Origin of the sequence: Simiaoa sp. (assembly GCF_051972595.1) — a bacterium.
GTDB lineage: Bacteria > Bacillota > Clostridia > Lachnospirales > Lachnospiraceae > Acetatifactor > Acetatifactor hominis.
In genome coordinates this window covers 46,314-70,312 of sequence record NZ_JBOKRY010000013.1, presented here as the reverse complement: position 1 = coordinate 70,312, position 23,999 = coordinate 46,314, and the positions used below count along the sequence as shown (strand labels likewise).

The 23,999-nt window shown below is 47.0% G+C and carries 21 protein-coding genes; 20 read left to right on the top strand and 1 reads right to left on the bottom strand.

What is annotated here, in order from left to right:
* The 3 genes from ACTRDR_RS07000 to ACTRDR_RS06990 all read left to right on the top strand — a co-directional run.
* Positions 1 to 407, top strand: a 407-nt coding sequence (locus ACTRDR_RS07000) for a hypothetical protein (protein ID WP_440526635.1), incomplete at its 5' end; no start/stop codon positions are given.
* Between the two features lie 101 nt (positions 408 to 508).
* Positions 509 to 1,486 carry a hypothetical protein gene (locus ACTRDR_RS06995; RefSeq protein ID WP_440526634.1) on the top strand — a complete coding sequence of 326 codons (978 nt, stop codon included), beginning with the start codon at positions 509 to 511 and terminating at the stop codon, positions 1,484 to 1,486.
* A 61-nt stretch (positions 1,487 to 1,547) separates the two neighbouring features.
* A complete protein-coding gene (locus ACTRDR_RS06990; RefSeq protein ID WP_440526633.1) occupies positions 1,548 to 1,952 on the top strand; it encodes an Imm44 family immunity protein in 405 nt (134 codons plus the stop codon).
* 80 nt (positions 1,953 to 2,032) lie between these two features.
* Here the strand turns inward: ACTRDR_RS06990 and ACTRDR_RS06985 are convergent, their stop codons facing one another.
* Positions 2,033 to 3,964, bottom strand: a complete 1,932-nt coding sequence (locus ACTRDR_RS06985; RefSeq protein ID WP_440526632.1) for an ABC-F family ATP-binding cassette domain-containing protein — start codon at positions 3,962 to 3,964, stop codon at positions 2,033 to 2,035.
* A gap of 138 nt (positions 3,965 to 4,102) precedes the next feature.
* Here ACTRDR_RS06985 and ACTRDR_RS06980 point away from each other — a divergent pair, with 138 nt between their 5' ends.
* From ACTRDR_RS06980 to ACTRDR_RS06900, 17 genes are all read left to right on the top strand, one after another.
* On the top strand, positions 4,103 to 4,744 hold the full coding sequence (locus ACTRDR_RS06980; protein WP_440526631.1) for a redox-sensing transcriptional repressor Rex: 642 nt from the start codon (positions 4,103 to 4,105) through the stop codon (positions 4,742 to 4,744).
* A 101-nt stretch (positions 4,745 to 4,845) separates the two neighbouring features.
* On the top strand, positions 4,846 to 5,484 hold the full coding sequence (locus ACTRDR_RS06975) for a hypothetical protein (protein ID WP_440526630.1): 639 nt from the start codon (positions 4,846 to 4,848) through the stop codon (positions 5,482 to 5,484).
* A gap of 1 nt (position 5,485) precedes the next feature.
* Positions 5,486 to 6,988: an NAD(P)H-hydrate dehydratase gene (locus ACTRDR_RS06970; protein ID WP_440526629.1), complete on the top strand. Its 1,503-nt coding sequence runs from the start codon at positions 5,486 to 5,488 to the stop codon at positions 6,986 to 6,988.
* A 4-nt stretch (positions 6,989 to 6,992) separates the two neighbouring features.
* Positions 6,993 to 8,192, top strand: coding sequence for an alanine racemase (gene alr, locus ACTRDR_RS06965; protein WP_440526628.1), 1,200 nt, complete (start codon positions 6,993 to 6,995; stop codon positions 8,190 to 8,192).
* A gap of 74 nt (positions 8,193 to 8,266) precedes the next feature.
* On the top strand, positions 8,267 to 8,608 hold the full coding sequence (locus ACTRDR_RS06960) for a type II toxin-antitoxin system PemK/MazF family toxin (protein WP_022155129.1): 342 nt from the start codon (positions 8,267 to 8,269) through the stop codon (positions 8,606 to 8,608).
* Positions 8,609 to 8,672: 64 nt separating this feature from the next.
* Positions 8,673 to 10,073 (top strand): hemolysin family protein, encoded by a 1,401-nt coding sequence (locus ACTRDR_RS06955; RefSeq protein WP_440526627.1) that lies wholly within the window; start codon positions 8,673 to 8,675, stop codon positions 10,071 to 10,073.
* A gap of 81 nt (positions 10,074 to 10,154) precedes the next feature.
* Positions 10,155 to 10,883, top strand: a complete 729-nt coding sequence (locus tag ACTRDR_RS06950; protein WP_022155128.1) for a YebC/PmpR family DNA-binding transcriptional regulator — start codon at positions 10,155 to 10,157, stop codon at positions 10,881 to 10,883.
* A gap of 20 nt (positions 10,884 to 10,903) precedes the next feature.
* The gene (locus ACTRDR_RS06945) at positions 10,904 to 11,848 is read left to right on the top strand and encodes a glycosyltransferase (protein ID WP_176862836.1); all 945 of its coding nucleotides are present in this window, start codon (positions 10,904 to 10,906) and stop codon (positions 11,846 to 11,848) included.
* Positions 11,848 to 13,404, top strand: coding sequence for a hypothetical protein (locus tag ACTRDR_RS06940; RefSeq protein ID WP_440526626.1), 1,557 nt, complete (start codon positions 11,848 to 11,850; stop codon positions 13,402 to 13,404). The genes ACTRDR_RS06945 and ACTRDR_RS06940 overlap by 1 nt, the downstream gene beginning before the upstream one ends.
* 116 nt (positions 13,405 to 13,520) lie before the next feature.
* Positions 13,521 to 14,258, top strand: a complete 738-nt coding sequence (locus ACTRDR_RS06935) for a ClpP family protease (RefSeq protein ID WP_440526625.1) — start codon at positions 13,521 to 13,523, stop codon at positions 14,256 to 14,258.
* A 150-nt stretch (positions 14,259 to 14,408) separates the two neighbouring features.
* Entirely contained in the window at positions 14,409 to 17,246 is a 2,838-nt protein-coding gene (locus ACTRDR_RS06930) for a DNA translocase FtsK 4TM domain-containing protein (RefSeq protein WP_440526624.1), read from the top strand.
* Positions 17,247 to 17,288: 42 nt separating this feature from the next.
* Positions 17,289 to 18,956 (top strand): formate--tetrahydrofolate ligase, encoded by a 1,668-nt coding sequence (locus tag ACTRDR_RS06925; RefSeq protein ID WP_440526623.1) that lies wholly within the window; start codon positions 17,289 to 17,291, stop codon positions 18,954 to 18,956.
* A 19-nt stretch (positions 18,957 to 18,975) separates the two neighbouring features.
* On the top strand, positions 18,976 to 19,830 hold the full coding sequence (gene folD, locus ACTRDR_RS06920) for a bifunctional methylenetetrahydrofolate dehydrogenase/methenyltetrahydrofolate cyclohydrolase FolD (protein ID WP_440526622.1): 855 nt from the start codon (positions 18,976 to 18,978) through the stop codon (positions 19,828 to 19,830).
* A gap of 4 nt (positions 19,831 to 19,834) precedes the next feature.
* Entirely contained in the window at positions 19,835 to 21,301 is a 1,467-nt protein-coding gene (locus ACTRDR_RS06915) for an FN3 associated domain-containing protein (protein ID WP_440526621.1), read from the top strand.
* A 37-nt stretch (positions 21,302 to 21,338) separates the two neighbouring features.
* On the top strand, positions 21,339 to 22,217 hold the full coding sequence (locus ACTRDR_RS06910; protein ID WP_176862819.1) for a sulfide/dihydroorotate dehydrogenase-like FAD/NAD-binding protein: 879 nt from the start codon (positions 21,339 to 21,341) through the stop codon (positions 22,215 to 22,217).
* 52 nt (positions 22,218 to 22,269) lie between these two features.
* On the top strand, positions 22,270 to 23,655 hold the full coding sequence (gene gltA / locus ACTRDR_RS06905) for an NADPH-dependent glutamate synthase (RefSeq protein ID WP_440526620.1): 1,386 nt from the start codon (positions 22,270 to 22,272) through the stop codon (positions 23,653 to 23,655).
* A 44-nt stretch (positions 23,656 to 23,699) separates the two neighbouring features.
* Complete coding sequence (locus ACTRDR_RS06900; RefSeq protein WP_176862814.1) at positions 23,700 to 23,999, top strand: Dabb family protein; 300 nt, start codon at positions 23,700 to 23,702, stop codon at positions 23,997 to 23,999.

Sequence of the window (23,999 nt, the reverse complement as noted above, 5' to 3'; positions counted from 1 at the left end):
ATAATTACTGCGTGAGCAGCTATCTGAATTATACGGATCCGAGCGGAAATGAGGTGTTTGAAAAAGCCACGGAACATAAGGATAACACAATAAACAATTTAAGTATTAAATATACACATCAAAGTGGAAATGGAATTTTAGGTAGAATATGGAAAAAACCAGTAGGAGTTAATGCGTACAACAAGTATCCTGATGGACAGCCTTATCAAATTAATGAAACGGCTTTTTTGGATGTAGAAAATGGATTGATCCAAACAGGTATAGCATATCCAAATTCAAGTAATGCAAAGAAGAGTTATGCCTTTTCTGAAGAACATATGAGTGGGACAGTTATAGAGTTTGCAGGTCATGCTCTTGACTTTGAGAGTACAGATTATAGGTTAAAAAATTTATATGTTGTAGAATAGGATATGAATAGGATACTCACGAAAAATTAAATTTTCGTGAGTACCTTTTTCATACTTATAAATTGTTGAAAGCTATTGGAAAATATATTGTAGAATTGGACATGGGTAAGATCATGAAAATAAAAATGAAAATTATATTACTAGTTGGTTCGTTTATAATCTTATGTTTGAGTAGCTACTGCATTTGCGCTAGAATAAAAAAATTTCAAAAGTTAAAAACAAGAGAACAAACGAAAAATTTGTGGCAAGAAGGTGAGCAACCAAATTATGAGAAGGGTAAAAAAAGTGAAGATAGAGTGTATGAAGGATATTGGGAGTTACCATTTTCTGAAATGGTCTACGCACAGGAAAACACCGTGGAGATGTTGCTAAACGAGTATAAGGATATTTCATTCGAATACCGCTTCCCGGTAGGCGAATGTAAATACAAAAATTATTTTTTAGGGCTTTTAAAAAATGATATTAATTTTCATGAAATATTCGAAGAAAAAGAAGTTTATATTGATGAAACTGGACATTTTGTAACGAAATATTGTACAAAAGATATGAAAGATCTATATTATTACTTATTTGATATGACGGGTGACGGAATTACTGATTTGTGTATATCGGATGAGAGAGAGTTTGTTTATGTAATAAGTTATGATGAGGAAAAGAAAAGACTAACATTGTGGAACGGATTTGATTCCACATGGATCAAACTAAATGGTACATGTGTGGTCAGATGGAATCGGGAAGGAATAAATCAGATTTATTATGAGTTTGATCCAAATGGTGAATTACTCAGAATGACAGGATTTATGGAAAAAGAATTCCTTAACAAAGAAACGCAAACAGGGGAAACGGCATATATCGTTTCAATGCCATACTATGAGGGAAATATAGATTCCGAAGAAAAACGAAGAATGATGCGTGAACAGGCATATTATGTAAAAGACACCGGCTTTTATTATTTTCGGGTTACACAAGATCAGTATGATCGGTTGACGGAGGCATATTTCCGGGCTGAAATGGAAGCCACTCATAATATTAAAAAGGTAAGATACACTTATGATGAAGTGATTAGTGATCTTGAGTGATTAAAATATGCATTTTGCAGGAACGATGTACAGGTTATAATAGCAGAAAGAAGGAGATCAGATGGACTTAAATATTAATTCACCGGCATATTATACCAAGGAGTATGGTGTTGACGATGACATATATTGGATGTGCCGAGAACTGTCAAATTATGTCAGGGAGAAGAAATATAGTGATGCAATAAATATTATTGGCATAGTACCAATCGTTGCACCGGCAGCTGTTTTGGAAAAAGGGCTTTGTAAAGCTCATAAGAGGTGCGAACTTAAATCTGGTTTTGCCTCAGTAAGTCTACATATTGATTACGAGGAATATGTTAATGCCGATATTGCCAGAAAGAAAACACTGATTATAAATAATATATTATCGTCAGTAAAAGCTGTTTCTAAAAAGGGCAAGATAGATTATAAACTATTCGAAGAAGACCTTCGGTCGTTCTGCAAAAACAATGATATTACGATTTAAACCTATATATTCCAGCGTTGTACCAAAAGAAGGGCATAGCCAACGACTTTATCGTTGCTGTGCCCTTCCCTTAAAAATATTTACTCTGCCAGTTCTTCCCACTGTTCATATAATTTTTCCAATTGTTCCTGGCAGGCTGCCTGCTCTTTAGTCAGCTCCTGCAATTTCGCCACCTGGGTGCCGATGGCGGGATCGGACATTTCGGTGTCGATCTCGGAGATGCGGGCTTCCAGCTCGGCAATCTTTTCCTCGCATTTTTTCAGGTCGTTTTCTTTCTTGCGGAGTCTCGCCTGTTCTTCCTTCTGTGCTTTCCAGTCCAATTTGACTTCGGATTCTGCAGCCTTAGTGGCAGCCGTGTTATCTGCATCCGCACTCTGCGGAGTACTGGCTTCTATGGCAGCCATTACGGTGTCGTGCTTTTCCAGATAGTAGTCATAATTTCCAACATAACTTACGAATTGTCCCTCCGTCAGATCCAGGATCCTGTGGGCGGTACGGTTGATGAAGTAACGGTCGTGGGAGACATACAATATGGTTCCCTCGTAACCGTTCAGGGCATCCTCCAGAATCTCCTTGGACATGATATCTAAGTGGTTCGTCGGCTCATCCAGGATGAGGAAGTTTGCGTTGGAGAGTACCAGCTTGGCGAGAGACACGCGTCCGCGCTCACCGCCGCTCAGATCACTGATGCGCTTGAACACATCCTCCCCGGTGAAGAGGAAAGCCGCCAGCACATTGCGGATCTGGGTATTGTTCAGGTAAGGATAATCGTCCGAGATCTCTTCAAACAATGTCTTCTCGCTGTGGAGCACGTGATGCTCCTGATCGTAATAGCCGATCTCAACATTGGAACCTAGGCGGAAAGTGCCCTGATCTGCGGGGACGAGACCGTTTAAGATCTTAAGCAAAGTGGTCTTACCGCTGCCATTATCACCGATGATTGCCACATGCTCGCCGCGTTTGATCTCGAAATTGACATCGGTAAAAAGCTTATGGGAGTCAAAGCTTTTGGACAGATGCTCTACAGTCAGCACATCATTTCCGCTTAAGATCCGGGGCGTCAGCGTCAGCTTCATATCCGTGCGGACCTCGGAGGGCTTTTCGATGACCTCGATCTTGTCCAACATTTTCTCCCGGCTTTCCGCCCGCTTGATGGACTTTTCCCGGTTGAAGGACTTTAATTTTTCGATAACTTCTTCCTGATGCTTGATCTCACGCTGCTGGTTCATATAGGCATTCCAGGCAGCGACGCGCAGCTGTTCCTTTTTTATGGCATAATCGGAGTAATTCCCAATAAAGGTCGTAGCCTTGGATTGATCGATCTCGATGACTTTCCCGGCAATCCGGTCCAGGAAATACCGGTCGTGGGAGACGATGAGAACGGCTCCCTTGTAATTCAACAGATAAGTCTCTAACCAGGCGATGGAGTTCATATCTAAGTGGTTGGTCGGCTCGTCTAAGATGATCAGATCCGGATTTTGTAACAGGAGTCGGCCTAACGCCACCCGGGTCTTCTGACCGCCGGAGAGTGTGGCAACCGGCTTGGAGAATTCATCTTCGGTAAAGCCCAGTCCCTTTAACACTCCGACCAGCTCACTGCGGTAGAGATAGCCGCCGCCGGTCTCGAAAGCGTGGGTGAGAGAGGTGTACTGCTTCATCAGGTCTTCCAGAGCGTCCCCATCAGCATGCTTCATATTGTTTTCGCATTCCCGGATCTTTTCCTCCAGGCGCAACAGATCCGCCTTGACGGACAACAGTTCCTCGTAAATGGTGTGAGAGGTGTCCACGGTGCTGTTTTGGGCGAGATACCCAAGTGTCTTGTCTTTCGCCAGAACCACCTGTCCGTCATCGGGAGTCATTTCTCCTACGATGATGCGGAGCAGCGTTGTTTTTCCGGCACCGTTGATGCCCACAATGGCAGCTTTTTCATGATCCTCTATATGAAAAGAGACATTTTTTAATACTTGATTTTCCACAAATGCTTTTGAAATATTCTGACAAGATAATATCATGGTAGTAAGTATCCTTTATTTCCAGCCCACACAGAACGGACTTTTTAAATTTTATTGTAACGAAAAGAAGAAAACCTGTCAATTCATTGACAAGTTTTTAACATATGGTGTATACTTAAATAATCGGAGGTGAAAGTATTGGAAGCAAAAGGAATTTCACAGGCTGTGATCGGCAGACTGCCCAGATACTTTCGATATTTGGGGGAACTTAAGGATGAAGGTGTGGAACGAATCTCTTCGCAGGAACTTTCCGGACTGATGAAGGTGACCGCATCCCAGATACGACAGGATTTCAATAATTTCGGCGGATTTGGTCAGCAGGGATATGGATATAATGTAGAATATCTGTACCGTGAGATCGGTAAGATATTAGGACTGGATAAGCAGCACAATTTCGTTATTATCGGAGCTGGTAACCTGGGCAGAGCCCTGGGTAATTATTTGAACTTCGAGCGTCGTGGTTTTATTTTCAAGGGAATGTTCGATGCGAACCCGGAGCTTGTGGGGAAAGATGTCCGTGGTGTGAAGGTTATGCCCATGGAGCAGCTGGAATCTTTTATCCGGGAGAATGACATTGATATTGCAGTACTGACGATTCCCAAGACCAGTGCCGTAGAAGTGGCTGACAAGCTGGTGGCGAACGGGATCCGCGCCATCTGGAACTTTGCGCATGTAGATCTGAACGTTCCGGAGGGAATACAAGTAGAGAATGTACATCTGTCAGACAGTTTAATGAAACTTTCGTATAATATTAACCGTTACAATTCAGATATAAAATAATGAGCCCCAGGGAAAAACAAGCGGCTGCGAAGCGGGATGAAGAGTGCGATAGCACGAATTCGTGAGCTTACGAGAGAGTAAGGCATAAAGGGAGTGATATTATGGGCAACGATAACGCAGGAGAAAATGCGAGGAACCGGCAGGAAGCTTTTAAAAGTGCACTTGTTGGGAAACATTTGCCCGTACTCACCCTGGATAATAAGTGGTACAAGCTGCTGAATAAGACTGGTTCTGTTCCGTTAAAAGAGACGGAGGATGCTCTGAATCAGCTGTTAAAAAGACAGGGAAAGCTGAATACGGAGTCGAAGGAAATCCGTAATCTGAAAAAGAAGCTGATGAAAGAGATCGTTCCCATGGTGAACGAAGCGGATCAGCAGGGTGAGAACAGCAAGCTGAACAAGCAGATCGAAGAACATAAGCGACTGATCGAAGAATGTAATGAGAAGCTGGAAGCTTATGAAGATGAGCTGAAAGACCTCCCCCGGGAGATCGAAAGATTAAATCTTCAGCTTATGATGTTTACTATGGAGTGCTGCTATGATATTATGAAGGATAATGACAAACAGATCAATGATACTGCGGAGTGGGTGAGTGCTATTCGCATTGAACTGAAAAAACGTCTGATCGAGAAACAGCAGATGGAGCAGCAGAATCAGGAGATCTATAACTACATGCATGACATCTTTGGTGCAGAGGTGGTCAATCTGTTTGACATGAAATATAATCCGGAGCAAAAATAGTATGAAATATCTGGTAACTGCACAGGAAATGAAGCAATACGATAAGAATACCATAGAGTACCTCGGCATACCGGGGCCGGTCCTGATGGAGAGAGCGGCTCTGGCAGCGGAGGATTTTATAAAAGAGCGCTTTGATGCCGTGAAAGAACGGACGAAAGTGCTCATTTTTGCTGGTATGGGGAACAATGGCGGCGATGGCCTGGCGTTAGCAAGACTTCTTGCGGCGGACGGATACGCAGTCGCGGTAAAATGCGTGGGAGATATGCAGAGAGCTACCAAGCAGTGGAAATCGCAGTGGCAGACGTTGCAACATTTTCCGGTGAAGACAGACAGTAATATTGCGGTGGATGAATATAATGTAATTGTAGACGCCCTCTTCGGCGTGGGATTAAGCCGCCCTGTGGAGGGAAACTATGCGGATGCCGTAAAAGAGATGAACAAGGCAGAGGGATTTAAGCTGGCACTGGATGTGCCAAGCGGTATCTGCTCAGATACCGGCAGAGTGCTGGGTTGTGCATTTCTGGCGGATGCCACGGTCACTTTTGGTTTCTGTAAGAGAGGACTGGTACTGTATCCCGGTGCGGAATACGCCGGAGAAGTCCGGACTGCGAATGTGGGGATCGGACAGGAGAGCTTCTTAGGACAGGAACCAGAAATGTACACTTATGAGAAAGGTTCCGTACAGTTAATTAAGAGAAACGCTTCAGGGAACAAAGGAACCTTCGGCAAAGCACTGCTTGTTGCAGGAAGTAACGGCATGGCGGGTGCAGCCATTTTGGCGGCGAAAGCAGCCTATCGTACCGGAGCCGGCATGGTAAAGGTGATTACCGCGGAAGAGAACCGACAGATCATACAGCAGGGGATTCCGGAAGCGTTGTACGGCTCCTGCAGACAGCTGACGGAGAGCTTAGACTGGGCGGATGTCATCGCCATAGGTCCTGGCATCGGCAGAGAAGAACAGGCACTGCAATGTCTGAAGACCGTGGTGGAGAGAAGCAGGAAGCCGCTGGTGCTGGATGCAGATGCCCTAAACCTCCTGGCAGAGGAGAACGGCAGGATGCTGGCAGAAGAACTGCGCGCCCAGGGTGCGGAAGGCAGAGTGATCCTTCTGACACCTCATGTGGGGGAAATGTCAAGACTGCTAAAACGGACGACCTCAGAGTGCAAGGACGACCTCCCCACATGTGCGAAAATACTGGCCAAGCGATTTCATGCCGTAGCAGTTGCCAAGGATGCGAGGACTGTGGTATGTAAGGAACAGGGAGCCTGCTATCTGAATACCACGGGCAACAGCGGAATGGCTACGGCAGGCAGCGGAGATGTGCTGACCGGCGTGATCCTGGGATTGCTGGCGCAGGGAATGGATGCCCCGGAGGCTGCGACCTGTGGCGTATATCTGCACGGCATGGCAGGTGATCTGGCGGCCGGACTTCATACCGAATATGGTGTGATGGCGGGAGATATCGCCGAATGTCTGATGAAAAATCAAAATAAGAAAGCGTGAAAATATGACGAGAGAACTGCAGGAAAAATTAGAGTCCTATCAACGGGTATGGGCGGAAGTGGATCTGGATGCCATCTGGGAAAATATGGTCCATATGAAAGAAAACATTGCGGAGAACACGAAAATACTGGCAGTCATTAAGACGGACGGATATGGTCATGGTGGTGTCCCCATCGCTAAAATGTTAGAGCAGCTGGATTTCATGTTCGGCTATGCAGCAGCTACTTATGAAGAGGCACATGTACTCAGAGAAGCAGGCGTGAAGAAACCGATCCTGATCCTGGGATATACTTTTCCCTATTGCTACGAAGAACTGATCCGGGAGGAGATCCGTCCGGCAGTCTACCGCAGGGATACGGTGGAAGAGCTGGCCGCAGCAGCGGCAAAGGTCGGAAAGAAGGCAAAGGTTCATATCAAGGTAGATACCGGCATGGGCAGAATCGGCATTACGCCGGATGAGGAAGGACTGGAGTTCGTCAGATTCCTTATAGAGCATCCGGAGCTGGAGGTGGAGGGTATTTTTACCCATTTTGCCAAATCCGATGAGGCGGATAAGACTTCGGCGAATCATCAGCTGGAGCTTTTTCAGAATTTTATTGACAAAATACAGACAGAACTGGGGATTACTATTCCTGTCAAACACTGCTCCAACAGTGCTGCAATCTTGGAAATGCCCCAGGCAAATATGGATATGGTCCGGGCGGGAATCACGACCTACGGTCTGTATCCTTCCGAAGAAGTAAGTAAAGACATTGTACCCCTGCGGGCCGCCATGTCTCTCTACAGCCATATTGTATACTGTAAGACGATTCATGCGGGACAGAGTGTCAGCTACGGTGGGCTGTTTACAGCACAGAAGGACACCAGAGTAGCCACGATCCCCGTAGGTTACGGAGACGGCTATCCCAGAAGCCTGTCCGGAAGAGGCTATGTACTGATCCATGGGAAGAAAGCACCGATCCTCGGAAGAGTCTGTATGGATCAGTTCATGGTGGATATTTCGGAGATCCCGGAAGCAATGGATGGCGACAAAGTAACGCTTCTCGGTATGGACGGCACAGAACGGATCACAGCGGAAGAACTTGGAGAACTTTCCGGCAGATTTAATTATGAATTTGTCTGTGATCTGGGGAAAAGAATTCCCAGGGTCTACATACAGCATGGTGAGATTACAGAAGTAAGAGACTATTTTGAAAATTTCTGACGGATCAAAAGTGTTCGTATAACTCCGTAAGAATCGGCAATACTTATCCTAAATCGCTGATATAAGGAGTAGAAATGAGAAGAGGAGATGTCTATTACGCGGATCTGCGGCCGGTGATCGGCTCGGAACAGGGCGGGATCAGACCGGTGCTCATCATCCAGAATGATGTTGGCAACAAACACAGTCCTACCGTGATCTGCGCTGCAATCACCTCAAAGATGAATAAGGCGAAGCTGCCTACACACATTGAATTAAATGCCCGTCTTTATGATATGGATAAGGATTCGGTAGTGCTTCTGGAACAACTGCGCACCATTGACAAGAAGAGATTAAAGGATAAAGTATGTCATCTCGACGGTGACATTATGCGGAGAGTGAACCGGGCACTGAAGGTAAGTCTGGAACTGGATACATAGTCTGATACCCTGCGTATCCAGAGGATATATAAAAGAATTAAAATACGAAAGGATGAAATGAACGATGGATATCAGTGGGCCTGTGGCCATATTTCTCTTTTTCCTGCTGCTATTGGTAGATATGTTTTTTTATGGATTTGATGCTGCCATTGACAACCTCAATGAAAAAGAGATCTTACATAAAGCAGAGGAAGAAAAGGATCGCCGGTCGGTGCGGCTTTCTGAGATGGTCAGCCGTCCGGGGATCTATATCAATACGGTACAGTTAGTCATTACGCTGATCAATATTCTAATGGGTGCCTTTTACCTGAATATCTGGCTGCAGACGATCGACGACGGCCTGCATGTGATCAATGTCGGCGGATTGTCGCTTCAAAATGTTCCCACGGGAGTGATCTCCGGGATTGCAACGGTATTGTCTTTTGTTGCCATGATTTATATTCTGCTGACCTTCGGAGTACTGATCCCGAGAAAAATGGCATCCAGAAAACCGGAAAAGTGGGCATATGCCTGCATTAATCCGATCTTTTGGATTACGAGACTCTTATCTCCTTTGACGGGTCTGGTAAATCTGACTGCAAAGGGAATATTATTCCTCTTCGGTGTCCGCAATAACACAGATGAAAATGATGTGACCGAGGAAGAGATCATCAACATGGTACAGGAAGGTCATGAGCAGGGTGTCATCCAGGCAAGTGAAGCAGAGATGATCTCAAATATTTTTGAATACGGGGACAAGGAAGCCCAGGACATCATGACACACCGCGGAAGTATCGTAGCTATCGACGGCGAGACAAAGTTAAAGGATGCCATTGCATCCATGCTGGGAGGTAAGAACAGCCGCTATCCGGTGTATGAAGAGAATATTGACCATATCATAGGTATCTTACATCTGAAGGATGCCATGAGGTTCCACATCAGCGATGACAAGCTGGATGTGCCCATTGCGAAGCTGGATGGGTTGCTCAGAGAGCCTTATTTTGTGCCTCAGACAAAAAATATTGATGAACTGTTCAAAGAGATGCAGTCCCAAAAACTTCAGATGGTCATTGTTGTAGACGAATACGGTCAGACCGACGGCTTGATCGCCATGGAGGACATCCTGGAGGAGATCGTCGGCAATATCATGGATGAATACGATGAAGACCAGGAATATATCAAGAATCGCGGTAAAGGCGAATATGTCATGGAAGGTAAGACGCCGCTTAAGGAAGTGGAAGAGCTTTTAGACATTACCTTTGACGAGGAGGAATTCGAGACGTTAAACGGCTTTTTGATCTCCAGACTGGACAGGATCCCAGAGCCGGATGAACAGTTTGATGTGGACTATAAGGGATATAATTTCAAGATCCTTTCCGTGGTCAAAAAAATGATTGGAAGTGTCCTCGTCAAAAAGCTTCCGGAGATAAAAACACAGGAGAATGCAGAAGACGGACAATCAGTGCTTGAAGAAAAACAAAAATAATGCTATGATAAAAAAAACGTTATTGCGCAGGAGTTGCGCATACAAAGAGAAAGAAACTTTAAATTCAAAGGAGTAATAAAGATGTCAGGACATTCTAAATTTGCTAATATTAAGCATAAAAAAGAGAAAAACGATGCAGCAAAGGGTAAGATTTTCACTATTATCGGACGTGAAATTGCTGTCGCTGTAAAAGAGGGCGGTCCCGATCCTGCCAACAACTTTAAGCTGGCAACCGTTATTGCCAAAGCTAAGGCGAACAACATGCCCAATGATACTATTGACCGCGGTATTAAGAAGGCAGCCGGCGATGTAGGCAATGTAAACTACAAGTACGTAACTTACGAAGGTTACGGTCCCAACGGTATCGCCATCATCGTAGATGCACTTACCGACAATACCAACCGTACCGCTGCAAATGTCAGAAGCGCATTCACCAAGGGACAGGGTAACGTAGGTACTCCCGGATGCGTATCCTTTATGTTCGATAAAAAGGGCCAGATCATCGTGGACAAGGAAGAGTGTGATATGGAAGCGGATGATCTGATGATGACAGCACTGGATGCCGGTGCGGAAGACTTCTCCGAAGAGGAGGACAGCTTCGAGATCCTGACCGATCCCGATAATTTCGAAGAGGTACGTAAAGCACTGGAGGATGCCGGAATCCCTATGATCAGTGCGGAAGTCACCATGATTCCTCAGAATTATGTAACTCTGACCGATGAGACTGCGGTGAAAAATTTACAGAGAACACTGGATCTGTTAGAAGACGATGATGACGTTCAGGCAGTATATCACAACTGGGACGAATAAATCGAAAGGGTAGGGGCAGTATGGAAAAACTTGCTATTGTAGTTCCTTGTTATAATGAGGAAGAGGTATTGAAGATTGCTTCCGAAGCACTGAGGGGTGTGCTGGATGATCTGATCCACAAGGGGAAGATTGCGGAAGACAGTTTTATTCTGTTTGTAAATGATGGCAGTAAGGATCGCACCTGGGAGCTGATCGAAGAAGAACATAAAGCGCATCCGGTACAGGTATGCGGCGTGAAGCTGGCAGGCAATGTGGGACATCAGTTCGCACTGACCGCCGGACTGATCACGGCAATGGATCTGTCCGATGTGACGGTTTCCATCGATGCGGATTTACAGGATGATGTGGCCGTGATCGAAGAGATGATCGATAAGTTCCATAATGGCTGTGACATCGTATACGGTGTCCGCAAGGAACGTAAGACCGATACTTTCTTCAAACGTACCACCGCACAGGGCTTCTATAAGGTTATGGAGATGATGGGCGTTAAGACGGTTTACAATCATGCGGATTTCCGCCTGATGTCCAAGCGTGCGGTAGAACAGTTCTCCAAATATCAGGAGACGAACCTGTTCTTAAGAGGCATGATGCCTCTGATCGGATACCAGACCGACTGTGTCTACTATGACCGTAAGGAAAGAGTCGCCGGAGAGTCCAAGTATCCGCTGAAGAAAATGCTGGCACTGGCATTTAACGGAATCTCTTCTTTCAGTGTCAAGCCGATCAGCATGATTTTGGGAGCCGGCATGATCATTGTATTTTTAAGCATTCTGGCTGCAATCTATGCATTGATCTCTTATTGTACCGGACATGTGGTACCGGGTTGGACTTCCCTGATCCTATCCATCTGGTTCTTAGGCGGCATTCAGCTTATGGCCATCGGACTGGTAGGTCAGTATATTGGTAAGATTTACATTGAGGTAAAACATCGTCCCAGATATAACATCGAAAAGGTACTGAAATAATGAATTATAAAAAAGGCATTTTAAGTGTTGTATTGTGGTTCATTTATGCAATCATAGCGGGCACCGGACTGGTAGGCACGACAATGGTCATGCTGCCGGAGGGCGGTTCCCGCCCGATCGGCCTTGTTATCGCAGGCGTATGGCTTGCGGTGACAGGGCTGGTTGTTTTTCTGTTACATAGATGCCTGCAGGCGAAATGGACACAAAGCGCTGAAAACTCCGGACAGATGAAGCTGATCATCGAAGGAGTGATTGCAGTAGCTCTGATTGCTGTGGGAATCGTACTTCGTGTAAGAGAAATTATGCTGTATGATATCTCCGGGGAGGGTGGTAACATCTGGTTTGACGCGGTAAAGGTCACAGAGACCACGCGGATCCCTCAGGTGGTGCATGGTGCAGTATATTTTTATTTGCAGGTACTTCACGGTCTGCTTGTGTTTTTAGGTAATAAAATGACGGCGGCACTGGTACTGCAGCTGGTATTGCAGATTCTGACCGGAATCTTTTTATATTTTGCAGTACGAAAATTGACCGGTACGGTGGCTGCTGTGGTGGCTCTTGGATACTGGATGCTGTGTCCTGCTCTGTCGGGAACGATGATTTTAGGCCCGGAACCGTTATATCAGTTGTTGTGGATGATCGGCCTGTGTGTATGCGTGGAAGCATTGGATAGTTTCAGACAACGGGGAGACACTCCCGGTATCCATTCTGTAGGCGGATTTTTCTTAGGTGGCATTGCCATAGGAATTCTTGCTTACCTGGATGTGACGGGACTGCTTTTGCTGCTCGTAGTGTTTTCCGTGCTTTTTCTGGAGACAAAGCAGCCGGTAAAATGGATGCGCAGAATCGGTGCAGGAGTGTTAGGTCTGTTCGGTACTGCAGTGGCATTTTTTGCCTGCATTGCTCTGGACGCTTTGGGCAGTGGGAAGCAGATGGAGAATGTGCTTCTGGCATGGTGGAAAGTCTTTTCCCCCGGGAAATTCACATGGATTGCTCTCTATGAACAGCCGAACCTCTACACTTATGTGCCTTATCAGGTGGTAGCAGCCATTATGGTTACGATCCTTGCAAGCGGTGTATTCAGTTACTGGTGCAGGATAAAATGCGAAAGACAGTCCGTGTGGCTTGCACAGGTGTTAGCACTTGGAATCTTAAGTGGTTACGGAATGTTAAGTGAGGACATGCCGGGATTTACGCTTTTGTATCTGCTGCTGGCCATAGTTGCCGGTGCAGGAATACAGGCGATTCTGCCGTACGAAATGGAACGACTGCGGGATGCTGGCGGGATGCCGTCTGAGACTGTTGAGGCGGTCCCCGTAGGAGCGGTTCCCCGAAAGCACAGACTGAAAGTACAGGATCTGGAGACTGAGGATCTGCCGGAGGAAGAGACGGCACCGGCACCGGAAGAGGTTCCGGAGACAGACAAAATACAATTTATCGAAAATCCCCTGCCTCTGCCGAAAAAGCATGTGCCTAAGGTGTTGGATTATAAGCTTGGTGATAATGTCGGCGATTATGATTATCCGGTAGCGGATGATGACGATTTTGATCATTAAAATAATAAAAACAGGACATACTAAAAGACGATACTAAGGTAAGATGCCTTTGTGTCGTCTTTTTTGTTTTTATATTTCAAAAATCATAAATCATTGAAACAGGGAGGGCACAGACCGTGCAGAATCATAAAAAAAACGATCAGAACAGGAACGAAGCGCCGAAGACCGAAGCACCGAAGACCGAAGCGGAAGAGCACAGAGATGAACGGATTGAAAAAACAGGGCAGCTGACATTGTCAGATGAAGTTTCCGGAAAAAAGATTCATCTGCTGACCATCATCGGTGAGATCGAGGGTCATGAAAATCTCTCAGGCAATTCCAAGACCACAAAATACGAACATATTCTTCCACAGCTGGCAGCAATCGAAGACAGTGAGGAGATCGGAGGTGTTCTGGTGTTATTAAATACCATGGGTGGGGATGTGGAAGCGGGACTGGCTATTGCGGAGATGTTAGCCTCCTTAAGCAAGCCCACGGTATCTTTGGTGCTGGGCGGCAGTCATTCCATCGGTGTACCCATTGCGGTGAGTTGTAAGTATTCTTTTATTGTACCGACAGGGACTATGGTGATTCATCCGGTACGGATGAACGGCATGGTGATCGGTGTGCCCCAGACATTTGAATATTTTAAGCTGATTCAGGACAGGATCACGGGATTTGTGTGCAGACATTGCAAGATCAGCAGACAGAAGCTGGAAGATCTTATGATGGAAACCGGTTTCCTCACAAAAGATGTGGGAAGCATTCTGGTGGGGGAAGAAGCGGTAAACACAGGTATTATCGATGAAGTAGGCGGTATCGACCGGGCAATCGGCAAACTTAGGGAGATGATCGGGGATGATCAGGTGCAATAGAAAAAAGGATGACAAGGCAGTGGAAAAATGATATACTTCTAATTATGACTATTATGCTAACGTAAAAGAATAGCATCGAAGATACGATTTTACGAATGTGGTTCTGAATAGTTATATTAGTATTAACATTAAAGTTAGGGGTATGATGACATGGCATCTTCATCAGGCAAAAGAACATCATCTTCCGGCAGGACAAGAAAAAGCACGACAGGCAGTCGCAGCAGGCAGGCGCAGAGATCTGCACAGGACAGTGAACTTTTTCACGAGATCGGTCTGATCGTCCTGTTTGTTGCGATGTTGATATTATTTTGTTGCAATTTTGGTATTATCGGTCCGGTTGGCAATGCGATCAGCGGGGTCTTATTTGGCATCTTCGGATTTACTGCGTATATAGCGCCCATCGTAATATTTCTGGCGGTGGCTTTCTGGTTCGCCAATGAGGGGAACCCTACCGCAGTCCGAAAAGTGATCGCCGGTGCCGTATTGTTTTTAATGATCGGCGTGGTATGCGATCTGATCGCGAAGACTGCCGGCTCCATGGAACAGTACGATATCAAACTGTTATATACGAACTGCAGCACCGGTAAAAAGGGCGGCGGTATTCTGGCAGGCAGTATCTGTTATCTGCTGTTACAGTATCTGGAGACCGTAGGAACAGTGCTGGTAGTGCTTTTATGTTCAGTGATCAGCCTGATCCTGGTAACAGAGCGATCCTTCTTAAACAGTATGCGTAACGGTGGCGACAGGATCCGTGAACTGTCCAGAGAGGATGCAGCGCGCAGACGGGAAAATGCCGAAATCCGCAGGCAGGAGCAGGAAGAACGTACTTCCCAGAGAGAGGAAGCCCGTCGCATCCGTGAAGAGGAGCGCCGTATTCGTGAGGAAGAGCGAAGACTCCGCGCTGAGGAGAAAGAGAACGAAGAAATCCTGAATGCTGTCCCCCGCAGAGAGAAAAAGGTGACAGGAGTCATGATGGATACCTCCTTGAAAAAGCAGGATACACAGCCTGCCGGCAGACGGGATGATATCCATGAGATCGTATACGAAGAGGATGCACAGGAAGCTCCCGCGGTGGAAGAGACCCGGGTGACTTCCAGTGATTTTGATAAAATCAATGTGACGGATATACATCAGGTGACCATGCAGGAAGCGGCAGACGATGTTTCCTATGAAGATATTCCGGTGGAGGAAGTAAGCAGTGCAGCTACGTTTAAAAAGCCTTTTGAACGTAGAGAATCCTGGCAGGAGGAAGCGGCGCTTCTGACACCCCAGGCAGAATCTATCCGGATCCATAAGGAAGACATTCCGGAGCCTGAAAATACACCTGTGGAATCCGGGGGGCCTGACCGGGGAATGCAGCAGATGCAGCCGGAACAGAACCCCTATGAGGCACCATCCGTTAGCCGTGTACGTCCGAAGATTACAGCACCGGAGCCTCCTAAGGGGAATTCCCTTGCGGAAGACCAGATACATAAGGATATTGCGAAAGCGGCCAAACAGCCGCCCGCAGAATACCGGATCCCTCCTTTAAGTCTGTTACAGAAGGGAAAGGCAGCTACGGGAGATTCTTCCAGAGAATTAAAAGAGACTGCCATGCGCTTACAGCAGACACTGAATACTTTCGGTGTGAAGGTAACAATCACCGATATCAGTCAGGGTCCCAGTGTTACCCGGTATGAATTACAACCGGAGCAGGGCGTGAAGGTATCCAAGATCGTAGGTCTGGCAGATGATATCAAATTGAATCTGGCAGCCACGGATATACGTATCGAGGCACCGATCCCCGGCAAGGCAGCCATCGGTATCGAAGTCCCGAACAAAGAAAATATGACTGTGGCACTCCGTGATCTTTTAGAGAGTAAGGAATTCAGGGAATTCAATTCCAATATTGCTTTTGCAGTAGGTAAGGATATTGCGGGCAAGACGGTAGTGGCAGATATTGCCAAGATGCCCCATATGCTGATCGCCGGAGCTACCGGTTCCGGTAAATCCGTATGTATCAATACCCTGATCATGAGTATTTTGTACAAGGCACATCCGGATGATGTAAAACTGATCATGGTAGACCCGAAGGTCGTAGAACTGAGTGTGTATAACGGCATTCCTCATCTGCTGATCCCGGTAGTGACAGATCCTAAGAAGGCATCTGCCGCATTACACTGGGGGGTCAGTGAGATGGAAGACCGTTACCGGAAGTTCGCGGATTATAATGTCCGTGATCTGAAGGGCTATAATAAAAAGATTGAGACCATGTCTGTTCCCGAGGGCGAGGAACGACCTAAGAAGATGCCGCAGATCGTTATTATCGTGGACGAGCTGGCGGATCTGATGATGGTATGTCCCGGTGAAGTGGAGGAATCCATCTGTCGTCTTGCACAGTTGGCAAGAGCGGCAGGAATCCATCTGATCATTGCTACTCAGCGGCCCAGCGTGGATGTTATCACCGGTCTGATCAAGGCGAACATGCCCAGCCGTGTGGCGTTCTCCGTATCCAGTGGCGTAGATTCCCGTACGATCCTTGACATGAACGGTGCAGAAAAGCTGCTTGGTAAAGGCGATATGCTGTTCTACCCTCAGGGCTATTCCAAACCGGCCCGTGTACAGGGAGCTTTCGTATCGGATAAGGAAGTATCCGATGTGGTGGATTATTTGAAAAATCAGACCATTGGCAATGTCTATAACAGCTATGCCGAGGATATCGAAGAGAAGATCAAAAATATTGGTTCGTCGGGTGGATCTTCCGGAAGTGGATCCGGTGGAGGCAACGACAGAGACGAATATTTTGAGGAAGCCGCACGTTTTATTATTGATAAAGACAAGGCCAGCATCGGTATGTTACAGCGCGTGTTGAAGATCGGCTTTAACCGTGCCGCAAGGATCATGGACCAACTGTGTGAATACGGCGTGGTCGGTGAGGAAGAAGGCACAAAGCCCAGAAAGGTACTTATGAGTATGGAACAGTTTGAGCAACTGTTGGAGGAGATCTGACAAAGACCCGGAACTGTCTGAATAAACGGAGGGAAAAAGGACATGAAAACAGATATTGAAATCGCACAGGAAGCGGTAATGGAGCCCATTACCAAGGTCGCCGGAAGTCTGGGAATCGATGCAGACGATCTGGAACTTTACGGAAAATACAAGGCAAAGCTTTCCGAAGAATTTTTAACTAAGATTCAGGACCGTCCCAACGGAAAACTGATTCTGGTTACAGCCATCAACCCTACACCTGCGGGAGAGGGCAAGACCACGACTACAGTCGGTCTGGGGGAAGCATTCGGCAGAATGGGCAAAAAAGCTGTCATTGCTCTCAGAGAGCCATCCTTAGGCCCCTGCTTCGGCATCAAGGGTGGAGCTGCCGGCGGCGGTTACGCACAGGTAGTACCCATGGATGAACTGAATCTGCATTTTACCGGTGATTTTCATGCCATCACATCTGCCAATAATCTGCTGGCAGCTCTTTTGGACAACCATATCCAGCAGGGGAATGAACTGGGGATTGATACCAGACAGATCGTCTGGAAGCGTTGCGAAGATATGAATGACAGAGTCCTTCGTAATATCGTGGTAGGACTGGGGAACAAGACAGACGGTTTCGTCAGAGAGGATCATTTTGTCATTACCGTGGCCAGTGAGATCATGGCAATCCTGTGTCTTGCAGACGATATGAAGGATCTGAAGGAGCGTCTATCCAAGATCGTTGTAGCTTATAACTATCAGGGAGAACCGGTGACCGCAGGACAGTTAAAGGCGGTTGGTGCTATGGCAGCTCTGTTAAAGGATGCGATCAAACCCAACCTGATCCAGACCTTAGAACATACTCCGGCACTGGTACACGGTGGTCCCTTTGCTAATATTGCTCACGGATGTAATTCCGTAAGAGCCACCAAGGCAGCCATGAAGATGGCAGATTATTGCATCACGGAAGCAGGCTTCGGTGCCGATCTGGGTGCTGAAAAATTCTTCGACATCAAGTGCCGCAAGGCAGGGCTTACTCCTGATGCGGTAGTACTGGTTGCGACTATCCGCGCACTGAAATATAACGGCGGCGTTGCGAAAGCCGATCTGGGCGCAGAGAACCTGGAAGCATTGAAAAAGGGTATCGTGAACCTGGAGAAACATATTGAGAATCTGCAGAAATACGGTGTACCAGTAGTGGTTACCCTGAATTCTTTTATTACAGACAGCGAGGCAGAGACCGCTTACGTCAGAGAATTCTGTGAGACAAGAGGCTGTGAGTTCGCTCTCTCCGAAGTATGGGAGAAGGGCGGCGAGGGCGGCATCGCTTTAGCCAAAAAGGTATTAAAAGCATTAGAAAAAGAGAATCATTTCCATGTATTATATGAGGATGAATTATCTCTTCAGGATAAGATCACAAAGATTGCCAGAGAGATCTACGGAGCAGACAGTGTGAACTTTGCACCGGCGGCAGCAAAACAGTTAAAGCGCCTGACAGAGCTGGGCTTCGGCAACTTGCCGGTATGTATGGCGAAGAATCAGTATTCCCTGTCGGATGACCCCACGCTGTTAGGAAGACCCTCCGGTTTTGAATTAAACGTAAGAGAGGCTTATGTATCTGCCGGTGCCGGTTTTGTCGTAGTGCTCACCGGTGCGGTCATGACCATGCCGGGACTGCCCAAGGCACCCGCTGCCTACAATATTGACGTGGATGACAACGGGAAGATCACCGGATTATTCTAGTAAGGAGGACAAGTGTCCCATGGCACAGTTAATAGACGGAAAAGCAATTTCCGCACAGATCAAAGAGGAAGTAAAAGAAAAAGTTGCTGCTTTAAAAGAGCAGGGGTGTGAAGTGACTCTGGCAGTGATTCAGGTAGGAGCCGATCCGGCTTCTTCCGTATATGTTCGGAATAAGAAAAAAGCATGTGAATACGTGGGTGTTCGTTCTCTGGCGTATGAACTTCCGGAGGAGGCCACAGAAGAAAAGCTGCTGGAGCTGATCCGGGAACTGAATGACAGAACGGATGTGAACGGCATTCTGGTGCAGCTGCCGTTACCCAAACACATCGATGAGGAAAAGGTACTGGATGCCATTTCTCCCTTAAAGGATGTGGACGGCTTCCATCCGCAGAATGTCGGTGCTCTCTGTATTGGCAAACCAGGTTTCGTGTCCTGTACCCCGGCGGGAGTGATCCAGCTTCTGAAGAGATCCGGGATTGAAATCGCCGGAAAGGAATGTGTGGTGATCGGCAGAAGCAATATTGTCGGCAAGCCCATGGCACTGCTTTTGCTTCGGGAGAACGGTACGGTGACAATTGCTCACAGCCGGACGAAGGACCTGAAAGAAGTGACAAAGAGAGCGGATATTCTGGTGGTGGCTGTCGGCAGACCGAAGATGATCACAGCAGAATATGTAAAGGAGGGGGCTGTTGTTATTGACGTGGGAATTCACCGCAATGCAGAGAACAAATTGTGCGGCGATGTGGATTTTGACTGCGTAGAACCGATATGCAGCGCCATCACTCCGGTTCCCGGAGGGGTAGGCCCCATGACCATAGCCATGCTGATGAACAACTGTCTGGAATCTGTAGCTTTGCAGGCAGCAAGAGGATAATTGTATGAAATGTCCGAATTGCGGAGCAGAGATGGAGGAAGGAAAACTTTACTGCGAACATTGCGGTGAAGACATCCATATCGTACCTGATTTTGAACCGGAAATTGAATACAATATGGCACAGACGCTGAACAATATCGCAAAAGAGATGGCACCGGATACGGAGCCGGAGGAGACGGATTCTTCCGCAGATACCGCGGAACTTCAGGACTGGGATGAACCTATGGATGAACCTTTGGCACATCCGTTCCGTTGGAAATTTATCGTGCTTTTACTGGTGCTTACAGTGGTGGCGGTGGTATGTACGGGAACCGGAATCTCATATTCCCATTACCATTCCGTAGAATACCAGACGAAATGTGCAAGAAATTATGTGGCAGAGGGAGAATACGACCAGGCAGTTACTTGTTACAACCGTGCATTGGAACTGGATCCCGATAATATTACACTTAAATTCGAACTGGCGGATATCTATTTTCAGAAGAATAACAAGATGGAATATGAGTATCTGCTGCGGGAGATCGTGACGGATGGAAAGGCAACTTCCGAACAGTTAGAGAGCGCCTATGGGAAACTGATCGCCATTTACGCTGCCAGAGAAGATTATAAGACTATTAATGATCTGTTGCAGAATTGCGGGAATGTCAATATTATGAGCAAGTACCAGAGCTATATGGCAATGGAACCGGAATTCAGCTTACAGGAGGGGTATTACACCAGCATCCAGCCGTTAAAGCTGACTACCTTCGGGACCGGCAGTATTTATTACACCATGGACGGCAGCGAGCCGGGAGAGAACAGCTCTCTGTATACGGCACCGATTCTGTTAGAAAGTGGCGACTACTGTATCAAAGCGGTGTATATCAATGAGAATGACATCAGCAGCAAAGTGGTAACCAAAAAGTATCACATTGAAATTGAACAGTTAAGTACACCGGATGTAACGGCAGTCAGTGGAGATTATGAATTCCCGATCAATATTGAAGTAACAGACGGGGAAGATGTCTATTACACGACGGATGGTACGGATCCGACACAGAATTCGACTGTATATGATGGACCGATTCCCATGCCCCTTGGTAAATCCGTATTCCGTTTTATCCGGATCGCGGAAGGCCGTAAGAGTGAGATCGTGGAGAGAAGCTATAATCTGGTCATGAACACAGAGTTTACCCCGGAAGAAGCGGTGCAAAAGATTGTGGAATACGCACTGCTAAGCGGTAAAATACAGGACGAATCCGGTAGCTTTGATGAATCCGGTGCTGTGTATCTGTACCAGTATCAATATGTGACCAATATTAATAAAATTGATGATTTTTATGTGATCGCGGAGATTTACAGAGGAGCTGACGGTACAGTTACCAGAACAGGCAATCTGTTCGCGGTCAATGCCTATACCAGAGAGCTCTGGAAACTGCAGACGGACGAGAGCGGCCGCTTTTATACACTGGTGGCTGTTTCAGCTATATAAATTCTATTAATCCTAACAGAAGGGACGGAAAAGAGAAATGTATAAGATCGTAAAAAAACAGGAGCTGACAACCAACATCTATCTGATGGAGGTAGAAGCAAACAGAGTGGCAAAGACCTGTGAACCCGGTCAGTTTGTCATCGTAAGAATGGACAGTGAGGGAGAGCGTATTCCGCTGACCATCTGTGATTACAACAGAGAAAAAGGAACCGTGACCATTGTGTTCCAGACCGTAGGTGCCGGTACGAAACTCATGGCACAGTTGGAAGAAGGAGAATACTTCCATGACTTCGTAGGACCTTTAGGATGTCCCTCCGAACTGGTAGAACAGCCTCTGGACGAAGTAAAGGCAAAGAAGATCCTCTTCGTAGCAGGTGGCGTTGGTGCAGCTCCGGTATATCCTCAGGTGAAATGGCTGCATGAGCATGGAATTGCTGCTGATGTTATCGTAGGAAGCAAGACCAAAAATCTGCTGATCCTGGAAAAAGAGATGGAAGCGGTTGCCGGCAATCTTTATGTGACCACCGATGACGGATCCTATGGAAGAAGCGGTATGGTAACTCAGACCATCAAAGATCTGGTAGCGGAAGGCAAAAAGTACGATCTGTGCATCGCTATCGGCCCCATGATCATGATGAAATTCGTATGTCTCCTGACCAAGGAACTGGAGATTCCCACAGTAGTCAGTCTGAACCCCATTATGGTCGATGGAACGGGAATGTGCGGTGCCTGTCGTGTCACTGTCGGCGGCAAGGTAAAATTCGCCTGCGTAGACGGTCCCGAATTCGACGGACACGAAGTAAACTTTGATGAGGCAATGAGACGTCAGCAGATCTACAAGACAGCTGAGGGACGTGCAATGTTAGCCCTGGAAGAGGGAGATACCCATCACGGCGGCTGCGGCAACTGCCAGTAGTTCTACTGCAAACGTGTGAAGACGATAAATCAGAAAGGCATGGTTAAATAAAATGGATGTATTAAAAAGAATTCCTGTCAGAGAGCAGGATGCAAAGGAACGTGCTACCAACTTCAAAGAGGTGTGTCTCGGATATAACAAAGAAGAAGCAATGGAAGAGGCTTCCCGCTGCATTAACTGTAAAAATGCACAGTGTGTAAAGGGCTGTCCCGTAGCGATCCAGATCCCTCAGTTCATTGAACAGGTGAAGAACGGCAATATCGAAGAAGCATATCGTATCATCAGCGAATCCAGCGCACTTCCCGCTGTCTGCGGTCGTGTATGCCCCCAGGAAAGCCAGTGTGAAGGAAAATGTATCCGTGGCTTCAAGGGGGATCCCATCTCTATCGGTAAGCTGGAGCGTTTCGTAGCTGACTGGGCAAGAGAAAACGGCATCAAACCTACACCGGCAGCACAGAAGAACGGTAAAAAGGTAGCTGTTATCGGTTCCGGTCCCGCAGGTCTGACTTGTGCCGGAGATCTGGCAAAGATGGGTTATGATGTTACCATCTTCGAGGCACTGCATGAGGCAGGCGGTGTACTGGTATACGGTATCCCTGAGTTCCGTCTTCCCAAGAGCGGCGTTGTGGCAAAAGAGATCGAAAATGTAAAATCTCTCGGTGTTCATATTGAAACCAACGTAGTGGTAGGTAAATCCGTGACCATCGATCAGTTGATGGACGAAGAGGGCTTCCAGGCTGTATTTATCGGTTCCGGTGCAGGACTTCCGAAGTTCATGGGTATCCCCGGCGAGAATGCCAACGGTGTATTCTCTGCCAATGAATACCTGACCAGAAGCAATCTGATGAAGGCGTTTGATCCCGATTCCAGAACACCTATCATGCATGGTAAGAAGGTAGCTGTGGTAGGCGGCGGTAACGTGGCTATGGATGCTGCAAGAACCGCACTTCGTCTGGGTGCTGAGGTACATATTGTATACCGCAGAAGCGAAGAGGAGCTTCCTGCCAGAGTGGAAGAAGTACATCATGCAAAAGAAGAAGGCATCATTTTTGATCTGCTGACCAATCCTATAGAAATCCTGTCTGACGATAAGGGCTGGGTGACCGGCATGAAGTGCATCCGCATGGAACTGGGCGAGCCCGATGAGAGCGGCAGACGCCGTCCCGTGGAAGTACCCGGATCCGAATTCGTGATGGAGTTAGATACCGTGATCATGTCATTAGGTACCTCCCCGAATCCTCTGATCTCTTCTACCACCAGGGGACTGGATACCAATAAGTGGAAGTGCATCATTGCGGATGAAAATAACGGCAAGACCACCAAGGAAGGTGTCTATGCCGGTGGAGATGCGGTAACAGGAGCAGCTACCGTTATTCTGGCGATGGGAGCAGGAAAGGCTGCTGCCAAGGGTATTGACGAATATCTGAGTGTAAAATAATTACCCCGCATCCGGTCGCTGGACCGGACAGAATGGAGGCTTACATGGTAAGACATATTGTTATGTGGAGCCTGGAAGGTAATCTGACCTCCCAGGAGAAGAGAGCAGCCGCCGAGAAGATCAAGGCACTTTTAGAGCCCATTAAAGAAAAAGTACCCGGTGCCGTGAAGGTGGAAGTGATCATAAATGAACTGGACAGCAGCAACCGGGATGTGGCACTGATCTCTGATTTTACAGATACAGAGGCACTGGCGGCATATCAGGTGCATCCGGATCATCTGGCAGCAAAAGAATATATTGGATCTGTGGCAGGAGGAAGAGCCTGCCTGGATTACGAATATTAA

Bases quoted from the DNA above. Each gene is read 5' to 3' on its own strand.
- ACTRDR_RS06995 (WP_440526634.1), top strand. From the start codon at position 509: ATGGGTAAGATCATGAAAATAAAAATGAAAATTATATTACTAGTTGGT.
- ACTRDR_RS06990 (WP_440526633.1), top strand. From the start codon at position 1,548: ATGGACTTAAATATTAATTCACCGGCATATTATACCAAGGAGTATGGT.
- ACTRDR_RS06985 (WP_440526632.1), bottom strand. From the start codon at position 3,964: ATGATATTATCTTGTCAGAATATTTCAAAAGCATTTGTGGAAAATCAA.
- ACTRDR_RS06975 (WP_440526630.1), top strand. From the start codon at position 4,846: ATGGGCAACGATAACGCAGGAGAAAATGCGAGGAACCGGCAGGAAGCT.
- ACTRDR_RS06970 (WP_440526629.1), top strand. From the start codon at position 5,486: ATGAAATATCTGGTAACTGCACAGGAAATGAAGCAATACGATAAGAAT.
- alr (WP_440526628.1), top strand. From the start codon at position 6,993: ATGACGAGAGAACTGCAGGAAAAATTAGAGTCCTATCAACGGGTATGG.
- ACTRDR_RS06960 (WP_022155129.1), top strand. From the start codon at position 8,267: ATGAGAAGAGGAGATGTCTATTACGCGGATCTGCGGCCGGTGATCGGC.
- ACTRDR_RS06955 (WP_440526627.1), top strand. From the start codon at position 8,673: ATGGATATCAGTGGGCCTGTGGCCATATTTCTCTTTTTCCTGCTGCTA.
- ACTRDR_RS06950 (WP_022155128.1), top strand. From the start codon at position 10,155: ATGTCAGGACATTCTAAATTTGCTAATATTAAGCATAAAAAAGAGAAA.
- ACTRDR_RS06945 (WP_176862836.1), top strand. From the start codon at position 10,904: ATGGAAAAACTTGCTATTGTAGTTCCTTGTTATAATGAGGAAGAGGTA.
- ACTRDR_RS06940 (WP_440526626.1), top strand. From the start codon at position 11,848: ATGAATTATAAAAAAGGCATTTTAAGTGTTGTATTGTGGTTCATTTAT.
- ACTRDR_RS06930 (WP_440526624.1), top strand. From the start codon at position 14,409: ATGGCATCTTCATCAGGCAAAAGAACATCATCTTCCGGCAGGACAAGA.
- ACTRDR_RS06925 (WP_440526623.1), top strand. From the start codon at position 17,289: ATGAAAACAGATATTGAAATCGCACAGGAAGCGGTAATGGAGCCCATT.
- folD (WP_440526622.1), top strand. From the start codon at position 18,976: ATGGCACAGTTAATAGACGGAAAAGCAATTTCCGCACAGATCAAAGAG.
- ACTRDR_RS06915 (WP_440526621.1), top strand. From the start codon at position 19,835: ATGAAATGTCCGAATTGCGGAGCAGAGATGGAGGAAGGAAAACTTTAC.
- ACTRDR_RS06910 (WP_176862819.1), top strand. From the start codon at position 21,339: ATGTATAAGATCGTAAAAAAACAGGAGCTGACAACCAACATCTATCTG.
- gltA (WP_440526620.1), top strand. From the start codon at position 22,270: ATGGATGTATTAAAAAGAATTCCTGTCAGAGAGCAGGATGCAAAGGAA.
- ACTRDR_RS06900 (WP_176862814.1), top strand. From the start codon at position 23,700: ATGGTAAGACATATTGTTATGTGGAGCCTGGAAGGTAATCTGACCTCC.